This is a genomic window from Kutzneria viridogrisea DSM 43870 (genome assembly GCF_000525635.1).
GTDB lineage: Bacteria > Actinomycetota > Actinomycetes > Mycobacteriales > Pseudonocardiaceae > Kutzneria > Kutzneria viridogrisea.
In genome coordinates this window covers 2,005,974-2,023,728 of the sequence record NZ_CP007155.1, presented here as the reverse complement: position 1 = coordinate 2,023,728, position 17,755 = coordinate 2,005,974, and the positions used below count along the sequence as shown (strand labels likewise).

Here is a 17,755-nt window from a genome sequence, read left to right as displayed (position 1 = left end):
CGTGGCGTGGCGTGGACGCTCACGGGGTGGCGGCGAGGTAGTAGCCGATCCCGGTGGCGGTGTGCAGGATCGGCGGATCACCGAGTTTGCGCCGTAGCGTGGACACGGTGATGCGGACCGCGTTGGTGAACGGATCGGCGTGGGCGTCCCAAGCCTTCTCCAGCAACTGTTCGGCGCTCAACACCGCCCCGTCCGCGCGCAGGAGCAGTTCCAGGACGGCGAACTCCTTGCGGGTCAGGCGCAGGGTGCGGTCGCCCCGGCGGGCGTCGCGACGCGCGGGGTCCAGCCAGAGGTCGGCGTAGGTCAGCACCGGCGGGTGCGCCGTGGTGGCGCGCCGCCGCAAGGCGTGCAGTCGGGCCACGAGTTCGGGAAAGTCGAACGGCTTGACCAGATAGTCGTCGGCGCCGATGCGTAGTCCGTCGACCTTGTCGGCCAACCTGCCGGCCGCGGTCAGCATGAGAATCCGGCAATCCGGCCGCCTGGCCGCCGTCTGGCGGCACACCTCGTCACCGTGGACACCGGGAAGATCGCGGTCCAGCACCAGCACGTCGTATTCGTTGACCGCCACGCTTTCCAGCGCGGTGGCTCCGTCGTGGGCGAGGTCGACAGCCATGCCTTCCCGGCGAAGACCGGACTGCAATGCCTCGGCGAGGAATACCTCGTCCTCCACGACCAGCACGCGCATGTTGCCCCTCCCCTACCCGTCACTGCCGTGCGCTCACCCGATATTGGCGCGAACCGCATCGTCCACTCGCGAACATATGGCCACCATATGGAAATCACCAGACGCTGGCGATAACACCGGTTCGGCTGGATGGAACGCGTCGCGGTCCGCCGGGGCGCGATCCACCTCCAACCGAAGGGAATCTCCCATGTCCTTGTTCCTGCAACGCAGCGCCTTGGTCGTCGCGGGCCTGGCCGTCTTGCTTGGCACCGGCGGCTCCGCGTTCGCCAGCACCGCGGACGCGCCTGCCGGCGGCGAACCGGCGACGCCGATCTGCCAGCCGGCCAAGCCGCTGGAACCGGGCACGCCCTCCGTTCCGGCGAACCCGATCCAGGAGCAGCCGACCAAGCCAGTGCCGGTCGGCGCCCCCAGCGTGCCAGCGAACCCGATCCAGTGCCAGCCCGCCCAGCCGCTGAAGCCGGGTACCCCCTCCGTCCCGGCTAAGCCAGTCGGCCGGGGCAAGTAGTCCCGCACGCTTGACGAGCACCAGCGGGGACCGTCGGGCGTGCCAACGGTCCCCGCGCTACGTTGAGGTCGCCTCGCGAAGCGGATCGCCTGTCATGTCCACGTCTGCGTCGGTGGTTCACTGTCGCCGCAAGGACTTCACCGTATCGTTGTCGACTTTCGCGCTGCGGTCGACCACGCGTTCGACGTTCTGAGGTCCCGCGATCTCCAGAAGCACTCCTCGCGGCAGCTGAGTGCGTGTGCCCCCCTTTGTCCCGAGCCTCACCGAGCCGGGGCATCGGGGGTGGCGAAGGTGGGGAGTTGGAGTGCGGAGTGGGCCGGGCGGCCGGTGTCAGCGGGCAGCGAGGTGGAGTTGCGGAGGGCGGCGTTGCGTTCGGCCAGGGCTTCGGCCGTGCTGGGGAAGAGGCTGGCGTTGCCCTCGGTGACCAGGGCCTGGTTCAACTCGACGAACGGTCGGGTGGCCTGTTCGTAGGCGGTGAACGCCGTGGTGTGGTCGGGGCTGGTGGCCAGTTCGCCGGCGAGCATGTAGGCGCCGACCAGGGCGATGCTGGTGCCCTGGCCGGTGAGAAACGACGGGGCGTAGGCGGCGTCGCCGACGAGGGCGACGCGGCCGGATGACCAGCGGGGCAGGTGGATCTGGCTCACGACGTCGAAGAAGAGGTCGTCGGCGGCGCGCATGGCGGTGACCATGCGGGGGATCTCCCAGCCGTCCTCGGCGAAGACCTCGGCGACCAGGTCGCGTTGGGCGGCCGGGTCGCGGAAGGCATCGAACGGGGGTTCGGGGCGGGCGAAGTTGAGGAAGCCGTGGAGGTTCTCACTCTCGCCCACGGCGTAGAGGACGGCAGCGCGGCCCGGGGTGTTCCGGATGACGCCCTCGTGGGACAGGCCGAAGTCGTTGCGCATGGTGAAGCCGGCGAAGCAGTAGCCGAGGTAGCGGTGGAACTGTTCCTCGGGGCCGAAGACGAGGGCTCGGACGCCGGAGTGCAGGCCGTCGGCACCGATAACGAGGTCGAACGTGCGGTGGGTGCCGCCGCGGAAGGTCACGTCGACGCCGTCGGCGTGCTCGTCGAGGGCGGTGATGGTGTCGTTGAAGAGGAATTCGACGTCCTCGCGGACGGTGGCGTAGAGGGCCTGTGCGAGGTCGCCGCGGCGCACCTCCAGGTCGCGGCCCTCGACGCCGCCAGCGAGGGCGTCCGGGCGGATCGAGGTGATCGGGCTGCCGTCGGGGTGGAGGAAGGTGATCTGGCGGGTGTCGACGTGGGCGGCCCGCAGGTCCGGCAGCAGGCCCATCCGCTCGACCACGTCCAGTGCCGTGCCGCGGATGTCGATGGGGTAACCGCCGCCGCGCAGGGTGTTCGCCTTCTCCACCACCGTGACGTCGAAGCCGTAGCGGCGCAGCCAGTAGGCCAGCGCGGGGCCGGCGATGCTGGCGCCGGAGATCAGGACCGTGCTCATGTCCACCCCTCAGGATCGGTAGCCACCAGATCAGATAGCTAACTTAGGTATGCTTCTTCAGGCCGCAACGGTCGCTACCGTTACGGGCATCAGTACCAACTGTATACCTAAGTTAGGTAAGTAAGAGGTGTGATGAGCGACAAGGACGACGGCCGGCTCGACCCGTCGGCGGTGCTGCCACGCCTGATGCAGCTCGGCGCCGTGCTCAACCGCAGCCAGTTGATGGAGCGGGCCATGGACCGGGTCGGTATCCCGCTGGACCGGCCGGCGGTGACAGTGCTCGTCACGCTGCGAATGGCCGGCCAACCCCTGCGCGTCGGGGAGATCGCCACCCGGATGCAGGTCGTCGGGCCGCACGTCACGCGGCACCTGCACGAACTTGAGCGGCGCGGACTGGTGCGCCGGGCCACCGACCCGCACGACCAGCGCGCCCGCCTGATCGAACTGACGCCGGAGGGCGGCGCGGCGGCCAGCCGCTACCTGGAGACGGTGCTGGGCTGGTTCACCGACGCGGTGGCCGACTGGTCCGACGAGGACCGCCAGACCTTCGGCCGCCTGCTCACCCGGCTCGTCGACGACCTGACCGCCCGCCTCGCCGACCTCGACGACCACACGACATGACCGCCAGGCGCCGGAGTAGCGCGCTCATCGGCTACTTGTTGAATGGCCGCACGACCGATGCCCGGCCAGGCTTGGTCGAGGAGCCGCAACACGGTGGCGCTGGTCCGCGGGTTGCGGCGTTCGTTGCTCTCGTTGAGGAATCGAAGGCGGACGGCTTCGGCCTGATCCCACGCCTTCGGTCCAGCCGGGACACCCCGTCTGACCTGGTGGGCCTCATCGAGGCACATGCGCACCACGCCCCGCCGGGCGCAGCCCGACACCAGGGGCACGGGGGTCGCCCCCCAGAAGAAACGACGGCCAACAAGGTTCGCACGCCCCGCCGGGCGCAGCCCGACACCAGGGGCCCAGGGGTCACCCCCAGAACAAACGACGGCCAACAAGGTTCGCACGCCCCGCCGGGCGCAGCCCGACACCAGGGGCACGGGGGTCACCCCCAGAACAAACGACGGCCAACAAGGTTCGCACGCCCCGCCGGGCGCAGCCCGACACCGGGGGTCTGGGGGTCGCCCCCCAGAACAAACGACGGCCGACAAGGTTCGCGCGTTCCGCGAACACACCTCGGCCGAGGCCGTGGACGCAGCAGGGTTCGAACCTGCGACCCTCCGCTTGTAAGGCGGATGCTCTCCCGCTGAGCTATGCGTCCGCTGTGCCGGACCGGCCTCGCGGTCCGGCACAGATGGTCTCACAGCGCCTTGAGCGCGCGCTTCCACTGGTCCTGGTCGCGGGCCTCGCCGGGGGCGTTGCACTCGGCGAACTTGATCAGGCCCTGCTTGTCGATCAGGAAGGTGCCGCGGTTGGCCATGCCCGCGGCCTCGTTGAACACGCCGTAGGCCTGGGCGACGGCACCGTGCGGCCAGAAGTCGGACAGCAGCGGGAAGGTGTAGCCCTGCTGCTCAGCCCAGGACTTGAGGCTGAACGGGGTGTCCACCGACACGCCGATGACCTGCACGTCGTCGTTCTGGAACTCGGCGAGTTCGTCCCGGACCTGGCAGAGCTCGCCCTGGCAGATCCCGCTGAAGGCGAACGGGTAGAACACCAGCAGGACGTTCTTCTGCCCACGGAACGAGGACAGGCTCACGTCCTGCCGGTTGGCGTCCTTGAGCGTGAAGCCAGGGGCCTCGGAACCGACTTCGAGCGCCATGCTGCGCACCCTCCCGGTGGATTTCAGCTGCGTTGGGGTTACCCGTCCAGCCTAGGCCACCGGAAGGAAGCACTCAGCGCTTGGCCTTGGCCGACTTCGGCGACACGAGCTTGATCCCGGCCCAGTCCTCACCAACGCTGGTGTTGAGGGTCTGCGCCAGCCCCGCGGTGGGCACGGCCTCCGCGATGTCACTGGGTTCGACGTACCCAGGCCGCCCCGTCTTCGGGGTCAGCACCCAGATCACACCGTCCTCGGCCAACGGGCCGGTGACGTCCATCAGGGTGTCGACCAGGTCTCCGTCGCTCTCCCGCCACCACAGCAGAACGACGTCGACGACGTCGTCGGCCTCCTCGTCGAGCAGGTCGCTGCCGATCCGCTCCTCGATCGCGGCGCGGACGTCGTCATCGACGTCCTCGTCCCAACCGATCTCCTGGACCACCATCTCCGGCTCGATCCCGAGCCTGTCGGCGACGCCGACCTTGCCAGCGTCTCCCGCGGCCACCACGGCTTCCACTCCTCCAAGCTATGCCAGCAGCGGCGGTTGTCCCCAGCCTCGCCGGGCAACCCGCCGCTGTCTGTGCCTTTACCGGTCGCCGGTTAGCGAACACTGCCTGACCACCCTCGCGCAACCACCCACACCGAGACACCCCCCAACTGCTACCCCGCCGCAACACCCGTCTGGGGCATGAGGCAGGCTCTGCATACCTCCTATACGCGCGCGCGAGGGCACAAAAATCGGCTACTGGCCAGTAGCGCAGATCGGGTCACGCCTCAAGTCGCCGGATGGGGGAGGATGGACCCGGACTCAGACAGAACCAGGCGAGGAGAACCCTTGGCCCCGCAGAGCAACGGCACTGGCAGCGCGGGCACCCCCGAGCGGGTGCACGTCATTCGCGATGGCCTGGCGGCCCACCTGCCCGACATCGACCCGCAGGAAACCAGCGAGTGGCTGGAGTCCTTCGACGCCGTGTTGCAGGGCGCCGGCCAGCAGCGCGCCCGCTACCTGATGCTGCGGCTGCTCGAGCGCGCACGGGAGAGCAGGGTCGGCGTGCCCTCGCTGACCAGCACCGACTACGTCAACACCATCCCCACCGAGCAGGAGCCCTGGTTCCCCGGTGACGAGGAGACCGAGCGCCGCTACCGGGCGTGGATCCGGTGGAACGCGGCGATGACGGTGCACCGGGCGCAGCGCCCCGGCGTGGGTGTCGGTGGTCACATCTCGACCTACGCCTCCTCGGCCACGCTCTACGAGGTGGGCTTCAACTGGTTCTTCCGAGGCAAGGACCACCCCGGCGGCGGTGACCAGGTCTACTTCCAGGGCCACGCCTCCCCCGGCATGTACGCCCGCGCCTTCCTGGAGGGCAGGCTCACCGCGGAGCAGCTCGACGGCTTCCGCCAGGAGTACTCGCACGCGGGCCCGGGCGGCGGGCTGCCCTCCTACCCGCACCCGCGGCTGATGCAGGACTTCTGGGAGTTCCCGACCGTCTCGATGGGCCTTGGCCCGATGAACGCGATCTACCAGGCGCGGTTCAACCGCTACCTGCACGACCGCGGCATCAAGGACACCTCCCAGCAGCACGTGTGGGCCTTCCTCGGCGACGGCGAGATGGACGAGGCCGAGTCGCGGGGCCTGGTCCACGTGGCGGCCAACGAGGGCCTGGACAACCTCACCTACGTGATCAACTGCAACCTGCAGCGGCTGGACGGGCCGGTGCGCGGCAACGGCAAGATCATCCAGGAGCTGGAGGCGTTCTTCCGCGGCGCGGGCTGGAACGTGATCAAGGTGATCTGGGGCCGCGAGTGGGACACCCTGCTGCACGGTGACCGCGACGGCGCGCTGATCAACCTGATGAACACCACGCCGGACGGCGACTACCAGACCTACAAGGCCAACGACGGCGCCTACGTGCGCGAGCACTTCTTCGGTCGCGACCCGCGCACCAAGGAGCTCGTGGCCAACATGACCGACCCGCAGATCTGGAACCTCAAGCGCGGCGGCCACGACTACCGCAAGGTCTACGCGGCGTACAAGGCGGCCACCGAGCACAACGGCCAGCCCACGGTCATCCTGGCCAAGACCATCAAGGGCTACGGCCTCGGCCCGCACTTCGCCGGGCGCAACGCCACGCACCAGATGAAGAAGATGACCCTGTCCGACCTGAAGCTGTTCCGGGACGAGCTGCGCATCCCGATCAGCGACGCGGACCTCGAGCGCGACCCGTACCTGCCGCCGTACTACCACCCCGGCCAGGACTCCGCGGAGGTCCAGTACATGGCCGAGCGGCGCAGGCAGCTGGGCGGGTTCGTGCCGGAGCGGCGCGGCAAGTCCAAGGCGCTGGTGCTGCCGGGCGACAAGGTCTACGAGACCATCAGCAAGGGCTCTGGCAAGCAGGAGGTGGCCACCACCATGGCCATCGTCCGGCTGATCAAGGACCTGATCAAGGACGAGGGCATCGGCGGCCGGATCGTGCCGATCATCCCCGACGAGGCGCGGACCTTCGGCATGGACGCCATGTTCCCCTCGCAGAAGATCTACAACCCGCACGGGCAGCTGTACACCTCCGTGGACGCCAAGCTGATGCTGGCGTACAAGGAGAGCGAGCAGGGGCAGATCCTGCACGAGGGCATCAACGAGGCGGGCTCAACGGCCTCGTTCACCGCCGTGGGCACCTCCTACGCCACGCACGGCGAGCCGATGATCCCGATCTACATCTTCTACTCGATGTTCGGCTTCCAGCGCACCGGTGACGGCCTGTGGGCGGCGGCCGACCAGATGGCCCGCGGCTTCGTGCTGGGCGCCACGGCGGGCCGCACCACGCTGACCGGTGAGGGCCTGCAGCACGCCGACGGGCACTCGCTGCTGCTGGCGGCGACCAACCCCGCGGTGGTGTCCTACGACCCGGCCTGGTCCTTCGAGATCGCGCACATCGTCAAGGACGGCCTGCGCCGCATGTACGGCGAGGGCGCGGAGAACGTCTTCTACTACCTGACGATCTACAACGAGCCCTACCAGCAGCCCGCCCAGCCCGAGGGCCTGGACGTGGAGGGCCTGCTGCGCGGCCTGTACCGGTACTCGACGGCGCCCGTGGGCAACGGGCCGAGGGCGCAGATCCTGGTGTCCGGGGTCACCATGCCGGACGCGCTGCGCGCCCAGCAGCTGCTCGCCGAGGACTGGGGCGTGCAGGCCGACGTGTGGTCGGCGACCTCCTGGTCGGAGCTGCGCCGGGACGCCGTGGAGGTGGACCGGTTCAACATGCTGCACCCCGAGGCGGAGCCGCGTGTGCCCTACGTCACGCAGGTGCTGTCCGAGGCGGCGGGCCCGGTCGTGGCGGCCTCGGACTGGATGCGCGCCGTGCCGGACCTGATCCGGCCCTGGGTGCCCACCGACATGATCACCCTGGGCACCGACGGGTTCGGCTTCTCCGACACGCGTCCGGCCGCACGCAGGCACTTCCTGGTGGACGCCCAGTCCATCGCGGTGGGCGTGCTGACCGCGCTGGCCCGCCGCGGTGAGGTCGAGCACTCGGTGGTCGTGGAGGCCAGCCGCAAGTACAAGATCGACGACGTGCAGGCCGCGGGCCCGCAGACCTCGGACTCCGGGGTCGCCTGAGCCTGACCCGAGCTGACAACGGCGTCACCCGCCTGGTGCGGGTGGCGCCGTTTCTGCTAGCCAGGTGTGGTGACACAGCCTTGGGAGTGGGACGAGCCGACCTGGCGCGGGCACGTGCAGCGGGTGCGGGCGGGACGCAGCCTCAAGCCGGAGAGCTGGCCGGGCGGGGCGCGGGTGGCCGTGGCCCTGTCCTTCGACGCCGACCACGAGACGATCCCGCTGCGCGATGCCGACCTGAGCCCGTGCCGGCTGTCCCAGGGCGAGTACGGCAGCCGGACCGCGGTGCCGCGCGTGCTGCGGCTGCTGGCCGAGCACGGCATCCCGGCGACCTTCTTCGTGCCCGCGGTGTCCGGCCTGCTGCACCCCGAGGACCTGCGGCTCTTCGTGGACGCCGGGCACGAGGTGGCGCTGCACGGCTGGATCCACGAGCGCAACACCGACCTGCCGCCCGGGGTGGAGCGGGAGCTGGCCCTGCGCAGCGCGGACACCCTGGAGCGGCTCACCGGCCGCCGCCCGGTGGGGCTGCGTACCCCGTCCTGGGACTTCAGCGCGGACACGCTGTCGATCGTGCGCGAACTGGGCCTGGCCTACGACTCCTCGCTGATGGCCGACGACGAGCCGTACGAGCTGCTCGCCGACGGGCAGCCGACCGGGGTGGTGGAGATCCCGGTGGAGTGGATCCGCGACGACGCGCCGTTCTTCCCGCGCGACCCGACCAGGCCGAACCTGGCGCCGCGGGACGTGCTGCGGCTGTGGTGCGACGAGTTCGACGGGGCGCACGCCGAGGGCGGCCTGTTCCAGCTCACGATGCACCCGCACGTGATCGGCCACCGCGGGCGGCTGGTGGCGCTGCGCGAGCTGATCGGGCACGTGCTGGGCCACCAGGACGTGTGGTGGGCCAGCCACCCACGCCGAGGTGGCCGCCTGGGTCAGCCGCTGACCTGGGCCGGTTCGCGGGCGCTGATGCTGCGCGCGGTCCTGGCCCAGTCCAGCCAGCCCTTGACCACCAGCCCGGCGAACACGATGTAGACCGCGGCGCTGAAGTACAGGCCCGAGGCCAGTTGCAGCGGCACGCCCACGGCGTCCACGAGCAGCCAGATCAGCCAGAACTCGACCAGACGCAGGCCCTGGGCGGCGTAGGCCACGGCGGTGCCGATGAAGATCGCCGCGTCGGGCCAGGGCGCCCAGGAGGCGTTGAACTGCTGCAACAGCAGGGCCATGCCGACCGTGCCGATGACCAGGGCGGCGAGGATGCCCAGCAGCTCGGGCCGGGTGGAGCGGCGCACCTCGATGCCGAACACCGGGTCCCGCCGCCGGGTCCAGGCCCACCAGCCGTAGCAGGAGATCCCGAACACGATGACCTGCCGGATCGCCAGGCCGCCCAGGTGCGCCGAGGAGTAGACGGAGAACAGCAGCACCGCCGCGAGCAGCTGCACGGGCCAGGTCCACAGCGTTCGCCGTTGGGCCAAGAAGACCACGGCGACCGCGCCGATCTGGCCGATCAGCTCGGCGAAGGAGATCCGCTCCCCGAGCAGTAGCAAGCCGTTTTCCAACAACCAGTTCACGCCCTACCCCTTCCCACCCAGGGTTTCAACATAGGCCCTGGGTGGTCCTATTCCTCGGGGTTTGTGGCGGATCAGCCAGTCGTCGGCGGCTGGGTGAAGCCCTCGGGCGGGGTCGGCGTCTCCGAGGGGGCGGGCTGGTTGCGCTCCCACGGGGCGCCGGCTGGCTGGCCGCCCGCCGAGCCCGGCTCACCACCGGTCGTCTCGGCCTGCGCGCGGGTCAGCCAGTGCTCCCAGCGCGACTGCATCGGTCCGATGAGCCCACCGCCGACGCCGACCACGATCACGCCGCCCACGGTGGCCAGCACCGCGATCAGCACCGGCTCGGTGACGGTGGTGGCGATACCCAACTGGTTCAGCGCGGCGATCACGCCCAGCGCCAGCAGGAACGCGTAGCTGATCGTGCCAAGCAGCGGGCCGAACTGCCGACCGGCGAGCGCGCCGGTGACCAGGTCGCGCACAACGCGTGCGATGGCCGAGGCGATCAGCACCAGCACGATCGCCACGACAACCCGGGGCAGGTAGGCGATGACCTCGTTGAGCAGTTCGCTGACCGCGTTGCCGGGGCCGAACGCGCCGAAGGCGAACTGCAGCGCGATGAGCAGGATGAAGTAGAAGACCAGCTTGACGATCAGGCCGCCCGCGTCCACCGGTGACTTGGGGCCACCGATGCCCGCCTTGGCGACCAGTTTCGCGAAACCTGTCTTGGCCAGCAGCAGCTGCACCGCCTTGGACAGGGCGGTGGCGATCAGCCAGCCGATCAGCAGCACCAGCAGGAAACCCAGCAGCTTGGGCACGAAGGTGGTGATCAGTGCCCAGGCCGCGCCGAGCCCCTGGCTCAGTTGCGAGTCCACGAGATCCTCCTCACCGCATCGGTGACCGGATGGTTTCGCAGGCGGGGACGTGCAGCAACTCGACCGCACGAAAGGGGGAATGCGATGGCGGAGTGCGCTTCGATGATCCACAGTGGACATACCGGTGGGGACCGGGGAGATGAGACCGCCCGGCCCCGCGCTCCGTCTCAGGTGCGCGGGGCCGGGCGTTTTCGCGTCCAGAGCGGGATTCAGCCGCCCCAGAGCGGGACTCGCGCTCCGGTGAGCGGGACTCGCGGGGTTGGCGGCGTGTCCCGGTCAGCCGCACGCGAGTCCCGCTCAGCGGGTCAGATCGGGGGCAGTGCGCTCAGGTAGGTCCGCACCGAGTCGGTGAGTGAGGCGGCACGGGCGGGTGCGACCGCGGCCGGTGGCACGGCGGGATCGGCGGCGGTGCCCGGCCTCGGGTCGCCCGCGCAGACCGAGCGGCTGTCCGGCAGCACGCCGTCCACGAAGTAGCGGTTGATCCGCTCGTTGACGCAGGGGTTGCTGCCGTACTCCCCGTGCCGCCCCTCGTCGGTCACGGTGATCAGGTTGTCCCGCAACAGGTTGGCCATGGCGGGACCCCCTGCGTACTGGGTCTGCGCATCGGCCTCGGCCTGCACCACCACGCCGACGGGGTAGCCGGTGCGGGCCAGTCGCACGGGGTGGTCGGCCGGGGTGAAGGACCGGAACGTGCAGCCGGTGGGCGCGGCACGGGACACGCCGTAACCGTAGGGGAACCGGTCCCGGTAGGTGCGCATGTCCTGGTAGTAGGTCTCGGGGTCGGTGGGCCAGTCGGCCTCGCAGGTGACCGTGTCGAACACCCCGGAGCGCAGTTCGTGGATGCCCGCCTCGGCCAGCGCGCGGCCCGCCCGCGTGGCGTCGAGCACCCCGGGGTCGGGGGCCTGCCCCCGGCTGATCCGGCCGACCAGCACCGCCAGGTCCGACCACAGTGGACGGTAGCGGGCGCCCTGACCGAGCGCCCCGTCCAGCATCGAGCGGGTGAACTCCCCGACCGGGGACTTGGCCAGCCGTCCGGCCAACCGCTCCACAGTGGACAGTACGGCCCCGCTCGATGTGCCAAGGCCGTAGGCGTTGTCGCGGTGGCCGACCCAGTCCGCCCAGGCGTCCACGTCGGCGCGGTACGCGGCGGCCTGTTCGAGGAACTGCTTGCGCCACAACCACTCCGGGTGCACGGAGGAGTCCAGCACGGAGAGGTTGAGCCGCTGCGGGAACAGCGTGCCGTACACCGCGCCGAGGTAGGTGCCGTACGAGTAGCCCAGGTAGTTGATCTTCTCCTCGCCCAGGGCCGCGCGCAGCAGGTCCATGTCCCGCGCGGTGTTGGCGGTGGTGACGAACGGCCGGATGCCGCCGCCCGCGCGCTGGCAGGCGTCCTCGTCGGCGCGGGCCTGCGCGGTCCAGGAGGCGAACTCGGCGTCGGCGGGCCGGGAGTCGGTGTCGGCCAGGGTCGGCGAGCGCAGGCAGTTCAGCGCGGTGGAGGCGCCGACCCCGCGCGGGTCGAAGCCGACCAGGTCGTAGTACTGGCCCAGCGGGGTGTGGTCGGCGACGTAGCGCGGCATGGACAGCCCGCTGCCGCCGGGACCGCCCGGGTTGATCAGCAGGACTCCCCTGCGGTGCTGGGGGTCGGCGGCACGGCGCCTGCTGACCGCCACGGCGATCTTCTCCCCGTCCGGGTGGAGGTGGTCCAGTGGCACGGCCAGGGATCCGCACTCCAGTGTGGACAACGAGCCGGTGCACGGGCTCCACACCAGGCGGGGTGTCGCCGCACCGGAGACGGGCGGCACGAGCAGGCAGGCGGCCAGCGCACTCACCGCGACGGCCAGCATTCTTCGCACGAGGTCCTCCCAGCGGTTCGGGGCTTGCTCCGAACATAGGGGCGAGTTCGGTCCACGAGCTGGACTTTCAGCCGACCGTGTGGCGGCGTGCAATTCTTGGCGGCATGAACGGAGTTGGCGGCCTCGAGTGGGAGTCGCTGTCGGCGAAGACCCTGCGTGAGCTGGAACACGCCTCGGGCGCACTCGCCTCGGGCACGATCGAGGCGATGGAGCAGCGGCTGCCCTGGTTCCGGCGGCTGCCCGCCGACCAGCGGGCCAGCGTGCTGCTGGTGACACAGAGCGGGGTCGCCGGGTTCGTGTCCTGGCTGCGGGACACCAAGCAGGCGATCCGGCTGACCGCCGACGCGTTCCGCTCGGCCCCCAAGGACATGTCCCGCTGGGTGAGCCTGCGGCAGACCGTGGAACTGGTCCGGGTGGCGCTGGAGGTGTTCGAGGGGCGGCTGCCCGAGATCGCCGCCGACGAGCACGAGAGCGCGATGCTCACCGCGGCCGTGCTGCGCTACGGGCGGGAGATCGCCTTCGCCGCGGCCACCTCCTACGCGGCGGCGGCGGAGGCCCGCGGTGCCTGGGACGCGCGCCTGGAGGCACTGGTCGTGGACGGCATCGTGCGCGGGGACACCGAGGAGGCGCTGGTCTCGCGGGCGGCGGCACTGGGCTGGGAGCCCGCGGCCGAGGCGACGGTGCTGGTGGGCAACCCGGCCTCGGACGAGCCGACCCGGGTGGTGTTCGACGTGCGCAGCCGGGCGGCGCGGGTGTCCCGGCCGGTGCTGCTCAGCGTGCAGGGCTCGCGGCTGGTGGTGGTGCTCGGCGGACCGGCCGACGAGGCGGGCGGGCGCGAGGTGCTGCCGAAGATGGCCGAGGCGTTCGGCCCGGGCCCGGTGGTGGTCGGGCCGACGGTGTCCAGCGTGGCCGAGGCGCACCGCAGCGCCTCCGACGCGCTGTCCGGGCTGCGCGCGGTGGTGGGCTGGCCGACCGCGCCCCGGCCGGTGCGCTCGCTGGACCTGCTGCCGGAGCGGGCGCTGGCCGGGGACCCGGAGGCGGAGTACCAGCTGATCGACCGGGTGGCCCGCCCGCTGGAGGACGCGACCGGCGGCCTGATGGAGACGGTGGACGCCTACCTGGAGGTGGGTGGGGTGCTGGAGGCGTGCGCGCGCAAGCTGTTCGTGCACCCGAACACGGTGCGCTACCGGCTGCGCAGGGTCGCGGAGCTGACCGGGCGCAACGCCAACGACCCCCGGGACGCCCTGGTGCTGCGGGTGGCGCTGACCGTGGGCAGGCTGGCCAGGGCACGGGGCTTGTGGTGACCTGACGGAAGTCAGGGCCAGGACCCGACCTCAGCCCGACTTGCGAGGGACCCGATCAGTGATTGGGTCCTAGCCATGCACAAGGCACTCACCGTCACCGCTGCCCTCGCCGCGGTCGCCGCCGTCTCGGCCTGTTCCAACCCCACCGGCAAGGCCTGGGCCATCACCTACGAGGTGACGGCCGAGGGCACCGGCACGCTGTCGAACATCAGCTACGCGGAGACGGTCAACCGCTACCAGAACTCGACGACCAAGCACGAACTCGCCGGGCCGCTCGGGCTGCCGTGGAAACTGGACGTGGTCATCGGTGCCGGTGAGCAGGCCGAGGTCACCGCCAAGCCCTCGGCGGGCACCGGGGTGCTCAGCTGCCGGATCCTGCTCGACGGCACCAAGGAACTCGCCAAGGCCACCGCCCCGGCCGCGGGCCAGCCCGTCACCTGCACCAAGAAGACCGACAGCTGAGGTGTGGTGATCGCCTCACTCGGTCGTGTGTACCCCTGTCGACAACCCAACTGACCAGCTCGCGGTCATCCCGGCTTAACTTTTGTAGACACCCCACAAAGCTCGCGCCGTTACTTCGTGGCTGGCGGCATCGTTGCCCCGGGCCATGACCGTGTTCAGTGAGCGGGTGATCGCACTCCTAGCCCCCGGTCAGGGGTCCCAGGCTCCCGGAATGCTCACCCCCTGGCTGGAACTCGACGGTGTCGAGCAGCTGGTGCGGGGCTGGTCGCAGGCCACCGGCCTGGACCTGCTGCGGCTGGGCACCACGGCGGAGGCCGAGGAGATCAAGGACACCGCGATCACGCAGCCGCTGATCGTGGCGATGTCCCTGCTGGCGCACCGCGAGCTGGTCAAGCGCGTGGAGCTGCCCGAGGGCACCCCGGTCGCGGGCCACTCCGTCGGCGAGCTGGCCGCCGCCGCCATCGCGGGCGTGCTCTCCGCCGACGACGCCGTGGCACTGGCCGCCGTGCGCGGGGCCGCGATGGCCAGGGCCTGCGCCCTGGAGTCCACCGGCATGGCCGCGGTGATGGGTGGCAACGCCGAGGAACTGCTGGCCAGGCTGGACGACTACGGCCTGACCCCGGCCAACCGCAACGGCGCGGGCCAGACCGTGGCGGCGGGGTCGGTCGAGGCGCTGCGCAAGCTGTCCGAGGACCGGCCCGCGGGCACCAAGGTGGTCATGCTCAAGGTCGCGGGCGCCTTCCACACGCACTACATGGAGCCCGCCCGCGTGGAGCTGGCCGAGCGCGCCGCACAGGTCAGCACCGCCGACCCGGTGCTGCCGCTGCTGTCCAACGCGGACGGTGCCGTGGTCACCAGCGGGGCCGAGATGCTGCGGCGGCTGGTCGCCCAGGTGACCCTGCCGGTGCGCTGGGACCTGTGCATGGACTCCCTCGCCGAACTCGGCGTGACCACCACCGTCGAGCTGCCGCCCGCCGGTGCGCTGACCGGGCTGGTCAAGCGCCAGCTCAAGGACGTGGTGACCCAGCCGCTGGCCTGCAAGACCCCGGCCGACCTGGACCGCGTCCTCGAGGCGGTGCGGGCATGAGCGGGCGTCCGAACCTGTTGCGCACCAGCGGTCCCGCCGGTTCGAAGCTGCTCGGCTTCGGCAGCGCCCAGGGCAACCGCGTGGTCACCAACGAGGACATCGCCGCCTCCGGGGTGGACACCTCCGACGAGTGGATCCGCCAGCGCGTCGGCATCGTCGAGCGCAGGCTGGCCGACCCGGACCAGTCCCTGGTGGACATGGCCGTGGAGGCCGGGTCCAAGGCGCTGGCCGACGCGGGCCTGGTGCCCTCCGACGTGGACACCGTGCTGGTCGCGACCTGCACCATGCCGGGCAACATCCCCAACGCCGCGGCGCAGACCGCGGACCGGATCGGGGTGAAGGCCCCGGCGGCCTTCGACCTGAACGCGGCCTGCGCGGGCTTCCCGTACTCGCTGACCGTGGCCACCGACATGATCCGCGGCGGCAGCGCCAAGCGGGTGCTGGTGATCGGCGCGGAGCGGTTCACCGACTGGGTGGACTGGCAGGACCGGGGCAACTGCATCATCTTCGCCGACGGCGCGGGCGCCGCGGTGGTCGGTCCCAGCGAGGAGCCGCTGATCGGGCCGGCCGTGCTGGGCAGCGCGGGCGACCTGGTGGACATGATCGGGCTCACCGAGCGCGGCCACATCTTCCAGGAGGGCCAGTCGGTGTTCCGCTGGGCCACCACGCAGATCGCGCCGATCGCCGAGCGCGCCGTGGAGGCCTCCGGGCTGAAGCTGTCCGACATCGACGTGCTGGTGCCGCACCAGGCGAACCTGCGCATCGTGGAGCTGATCGCGAAGAAGCTGCGTGCGCGCGGCGCCCGCGACGAGATGGTGGTCGCGGACGACATCCAGTACTCCGGCAACACCTCCTCCGCGTCGATCCCCATGGCGATCGACCACATGCGGGCGGCGGGCCGGATCTCCAGTGGCGACGTGATGCTGCTGGTCGGGTTCGGCGCGGGCCTGTCCTACGCCGGCCAGGTGGCGATCTGCCCCTGATCGAGGTTTCCGCCAGGGCACTGGCCCTGGCGGGTGGTACGACGAAAGGAAAGACAGTGGAGAACGAGGAGATCCGCACCGGGTTGGCGGAGATCGTCGAAGAGGTCGCCGGTGTCGCGGCTGACGACGTCACCGTCGAGAAGTCCTTCGTGGACGACCTGGACATCGACTCGCTGTCCATGGTGGAGATCGCGGTTCAGGCCGAGGACAAGTTCGGCGTGAAGATCCCGGACGACGAGCTGGCCAACCTCAAGACCGTCGGCGACGCGGTGACCTACATCGCCGCCAACGCATGACCGAGATCGACGTCGTCGTCACCGGGCTCGGCGCGACCACCCCGCTCGGCGGGGATGTCGCGTCGACCTGGGACGGCCTGCTCACCGGCCGCAGCGGCGTCAGCGCGCTGGACGCCGACTGGGTGCACAAGTACGAGATGCCGGTGCAGATCGCCGCGCAGCTCGCGGTGGAGCCCACCGAGATCCTGCCCAGGGTCGAGGCGCGCAGGCTGGACCGCAGCGAGCAGGTGGCCGTGGTCGCCGCGAAGCAGGCCTACGCCGACGCGGGGCTGTCCGAGGACGCCGTCGACCCGTTCCGGCTCGCGGTGATCGTCGGCACCGGCATCGGTGGCGCCATGACCCTGCTCAACCAGGACGACCTCCTGGAGACGCACGGGCTGCGCAAGGTCTCGCCGCTGACCGTGCCGATGCTGATGCCCAACGGTCCCGCCGCGCACGTGGGTCTGCTGTTCAAGGCCCGCGCCGGGGTGCACGCCCCGGTCTCGGCCTGTGCCTCGGGTTCCGAGGCGCTGGCCTGGGCCTGGCGGATGATCAAGACCGGTGAGGCCGACGTGGTCATCGCCGGTGGCGCCGAGGCGTGCATCACCGGCATCACCATGGCCGGGTTCGCGCAGGCGCGCACCATGAGCACCCGCAACGACGACCCGGCACGGGCCTCCCGCCCGTTCGACGGCCAGCGGGACGGCTTCGTGCTCGGTGAGGGCGCGGGCATCATGGTGCTGGAGCGGGGCGAGTTCGCCCGGGCTCGCGGCGCGCGGATCTACGCCACGCTCGCCGGGGCGGGCACCAGCGCCGACTCGTACCACATCACCGGGCCGGACCCGGAGGGCACCGGCCAGGCGCGGGCCATCACCGCCGCGCTGCGCACCGGGGGCATCGACAAGGCCGACGTCGGCCACGTCAACTGCCACGCCACCTCCACCCCGGTCGGCGACGTGATCGAGTCGCTCGCGGTGCACAAGTCGGTCGGCGACCACCCGTTGCTGACCGCGCCGAAGGGCTCACTCGGGCACCTGCTGGGGGCCTCCGGTGCCGTTGAGGCGATCGCGACCGTGCTCTCGGTGCGAGACGGTGTGATCCCTCCGACGGCGAACCTGGAGAACCCGGACCCGGCGATGTTGCACGAGGTTGTCGCGGGCAAGCCGCGCGAGGTCTCCCTGACCGCGGCTGTCAACGACTCGTTCGGTTTCGGCGGGCACAACGTCGCACTCGCCTTCACGCCCGCCTGATCCAGCCGTGGATCGGGCAGGTGTGCTGGTCGGGTAGTACGACGCACGCCGCAGACCTCCCGAGTCCAAGGGCAGCCCACGTGAGCCCGATCCCCGTGACCCGGAGGTC

At 70.8% G+C, this 17,755-nt stretch carries 17 protein-coding genes and 1 tRNA gene; 10 read left to right on the top strand and 8 right to left on the bottom strand.

Annotated elements, in window-relative coordinates:
* Positions 1–19 precede the first annotated feature (19 nt).
* Positions 20–685 (bottom strand): response regulator transcription factor, encoded by a 666-nt coding sequence (locus KALB_RS09150; protein WP_025355421.1) that lies wholly within the window; start codon positions 683–685, stop codon positions 20–22.
* A gap of 187 nt (positions 686–872) precedes the next feature.
* On the opposite strand from KALB_RS09150, the gene KALB_RS09145 reads away from it, so the two are divergent.
* Entirely contained in the window at positions 873–1,190 is a 318-nt protein-coding gene (locus KALB_RS09145) for a hypothetical protein (RefSeq protein ID WP_025355420.1), read from the top strand.
* Positions 1,191–1,450: 260 nt separating this feature from the next.
* Here KALB_RS09145 and KALB_RS09140 read toward each other — a convergent pair whose 3' ends face one another.
* Positions 1,451–2,644 carry an FAD-dependent monooxygenase gene (locus tag KALB_RS09140; RefSeq protein WP_025355419.1) on the bottom strand — a complete coding sequence of 398 codons (1,194 nt, stop codon included), beginning with the start codon at positions 2,642–2,644 and terminating at the stop codon, positions 1,451–1,453.
* A gap of 132 nt (positions 2,645–2,776) precedes the next feature.
* Between KALB_RS09140 and KALB_RS09135 the strand changes: the two genes are divergently transcribed.
* Positions 2,777–3,265 carry a MarR family winged helix-turn-helix transcriptional regulator gene (locus KALB_RS09135; protein WP_025355418.1) on the top strand — a complete coding sequence of 163 codons (489 nt, stop codon included), beginning with the start codon at positions 2,777–2,779 and terminating at the stop codon, positions 3,263–3,265.
* Positions 3,266–3,836: 571 nt separating this feature from the next.
* On the opposite strand, the gene KALB_RS09130 is transcribed toward KALB_RS09135, so the two are convergent.
* The 3 genes from KALB_RS09130 to KALB_RS09120 form a co-directional block, all read right to left on the bottom strand.
* Positions 3,837–3,908: transfer RNA gene (locus KALB_RS09130), tRNA-Val, on the bottom strand.
* A 39-nt stretch (positions 3,909–3,947) separates the two neighbouring features.
* Positions 3,948–4,406, bottom strand: coding sequence for a peroxiredoxin (locus KALB_RS09125; protein WP_025355417.1), 459 nt, complete (start codon positions 4,404–4,406; stop codon positions 3,948–3,950).
* Positions 4,407–4,479: 73 nt separating this feature from the next.
* Positions 4,480–4,911, bottom strand: coding sequence for a DUF3052 domain-containing protein (locus tag KALB_RS09120; RefSeq protein ID WP_025355416.1), 432 nt, complete (start codon positions 4,909–4,911; stop codon positions 4,480–4,482).
* Between the two features lie 288 nt (positions 4,912–5,199).
* On the opposite strand from KALB_RS09120, the gene aceE reads away from it, so the two are divergent.
* Both aceE and KALB_RS09110 read left to right on the top strand, forming a co-directional pair.
* A complete protein-coding gene (aceE, locus tag KALB_RS09115) occupies positions 5,200–8,016 on the top strand; it encodes a pyruvate dehydrogenase (acetyl-transferring), homodimeric type (RefSeq protein ID WP_025355415.1) in 2,817 nt (938 codons plus the stop codon).
* Positions 8,017–8,085: 69 nt separating this feature from the next.
* Positions 8,086–9,045, top strand: coding sequence for a polysaccharide deacetylase family protein (locus KALB_RS09110; protein WP_025355414.1), 960 nt, complete (start codon positions 8,086–8,088; stop codon positions 9,043–9,045).
* Here KALB_RS09110 and pnuC read toward each other — a convergent pair.
* From pnuC to KALB_RS09095, 3 genes are all read right to left on the bottom strand, one after another.
* Positions 8,946–9,581 (bottom strand): nicotinamide riboside transporter PnuC, encoded by a 636-nt coding sequence (gene pnuC, locus KALB_RS09105; protein WP_025355413.1) that lies wholly within the window; start codon positions 9,579–9,581, stop codon positions 8,946–8,948. The genes KALB_RS09110 and pnuC overlap by 100 nt on opposite strands.
* Before the next feature lie 71 nt (positions 9,582–9,652).
* Complete coding sequence (locus KALB_RS09100; RefSeq protein WP_025355412.1) at positions 9,653–10,432, bottom strand: mechanosensitive ion channel family protein; 780 nt, start codon at positions 10,430–10,432, stop codon at positions 9,653–9,655.
* Between the two features lie 305 nt (positions 10,433–10,737).
* On the bottom strand, positions 10,738–12,276 hold the full coding sequence (locus tag KALB_RS09095; protein ID WP_025355411.1) for an alpha/beta fold hydrolase: 1,539 nt from the start codon (positions 12,274–12,276) through the stop codon (positions 10,738–10,740).
* 113 nt (positions 12,277–12,389) lie between these two features.
* Here KALB_RS09095 and KALB_RS09090 point away from each other — a divergent pair, with 113 nt between their 5' ends.
* The 6 genes from KALB_RS09090 to KALB_RS09065 all read left to right on the top strand — a co-directional run bounded on the left by KALB_RS09090 (position 12,390) and on the right by KALB_RS09065 (position 17,646).
* On the top strand, positions 12,390–13,589 hold the full coding sequence (locus tag KALB_RS09090) for a PucR family transcriptional regulator (protein ID WP_025355410.1): 1,200 nt from the start codon (positions 12,390–12,392) through the stop codon (positions 13,587–13,589).
* A gap of 75 nt (positions 13,590–13,664) precedes the next feature.
* Complete coding sequence (locus tag KALB_RS09085) at positions 13,665–14,051, top strand: hypothetical protein (RefSeq protein ID WP_025355409.1); 387 nt, start codon at positions 13,665–13,667, stop codon at positions 14,049–14,051.
* A 145-nt stretch (positions 14,052–14,196) separates the two neighbouring features.
* Entirely contained in the window at positions 14,197–15,138 is a 942-nt protein-coding gene (locus tag KALB_RS09080; RefSeq protein ID WP_081789260.1) for an ACP S-malonyltransferase, read from the top strand.
* Positions 15,135–16,121 carry a beta-ketoacyl-ACP synthase III gene (locus KALB_RS09075; RefSeq protein WP_025355407.1) on the top strand — a complete coding sequence of 329 codons (987 nt, stop codon included), beginning with the start codon at positions 15,135–15,137 and terminating at the stop codon, positions 16,119–16,121. The genes KALB_RS09080 and KALB_RS09075 overlap by 4 nt, the downstream gene beginning before the upstream one ends.
* 56 nt (positions 16,122–16,177) lie before the next feature.
* Complete coding sequence (locus tag KALB_RS09070; protein ID WP_025355406.1) at positions 16,178–16,417, top strand: acyl carrier protein; 240 nt, start codon at positions 16,178–16,180, stop codon at positions 16,415–16,417.
* A complete protein-coding gene (locus tag KALB_RS09065; protein WP_025355405.1) occupies positions 16,414–17,646 on the top strand; it encodes a beta-ketoacyl-[acyl-carrier-protein] synthase family protein in 1,233 nt (410 codons plus the stop codon). The genes KALB_RS09070 and KALB_RS09065 overlap by 4 nt, the downstream gene beginning before the upstream one ends.
* Positions 17,647–17,755 lie beyond the last annotated feature (109 nt).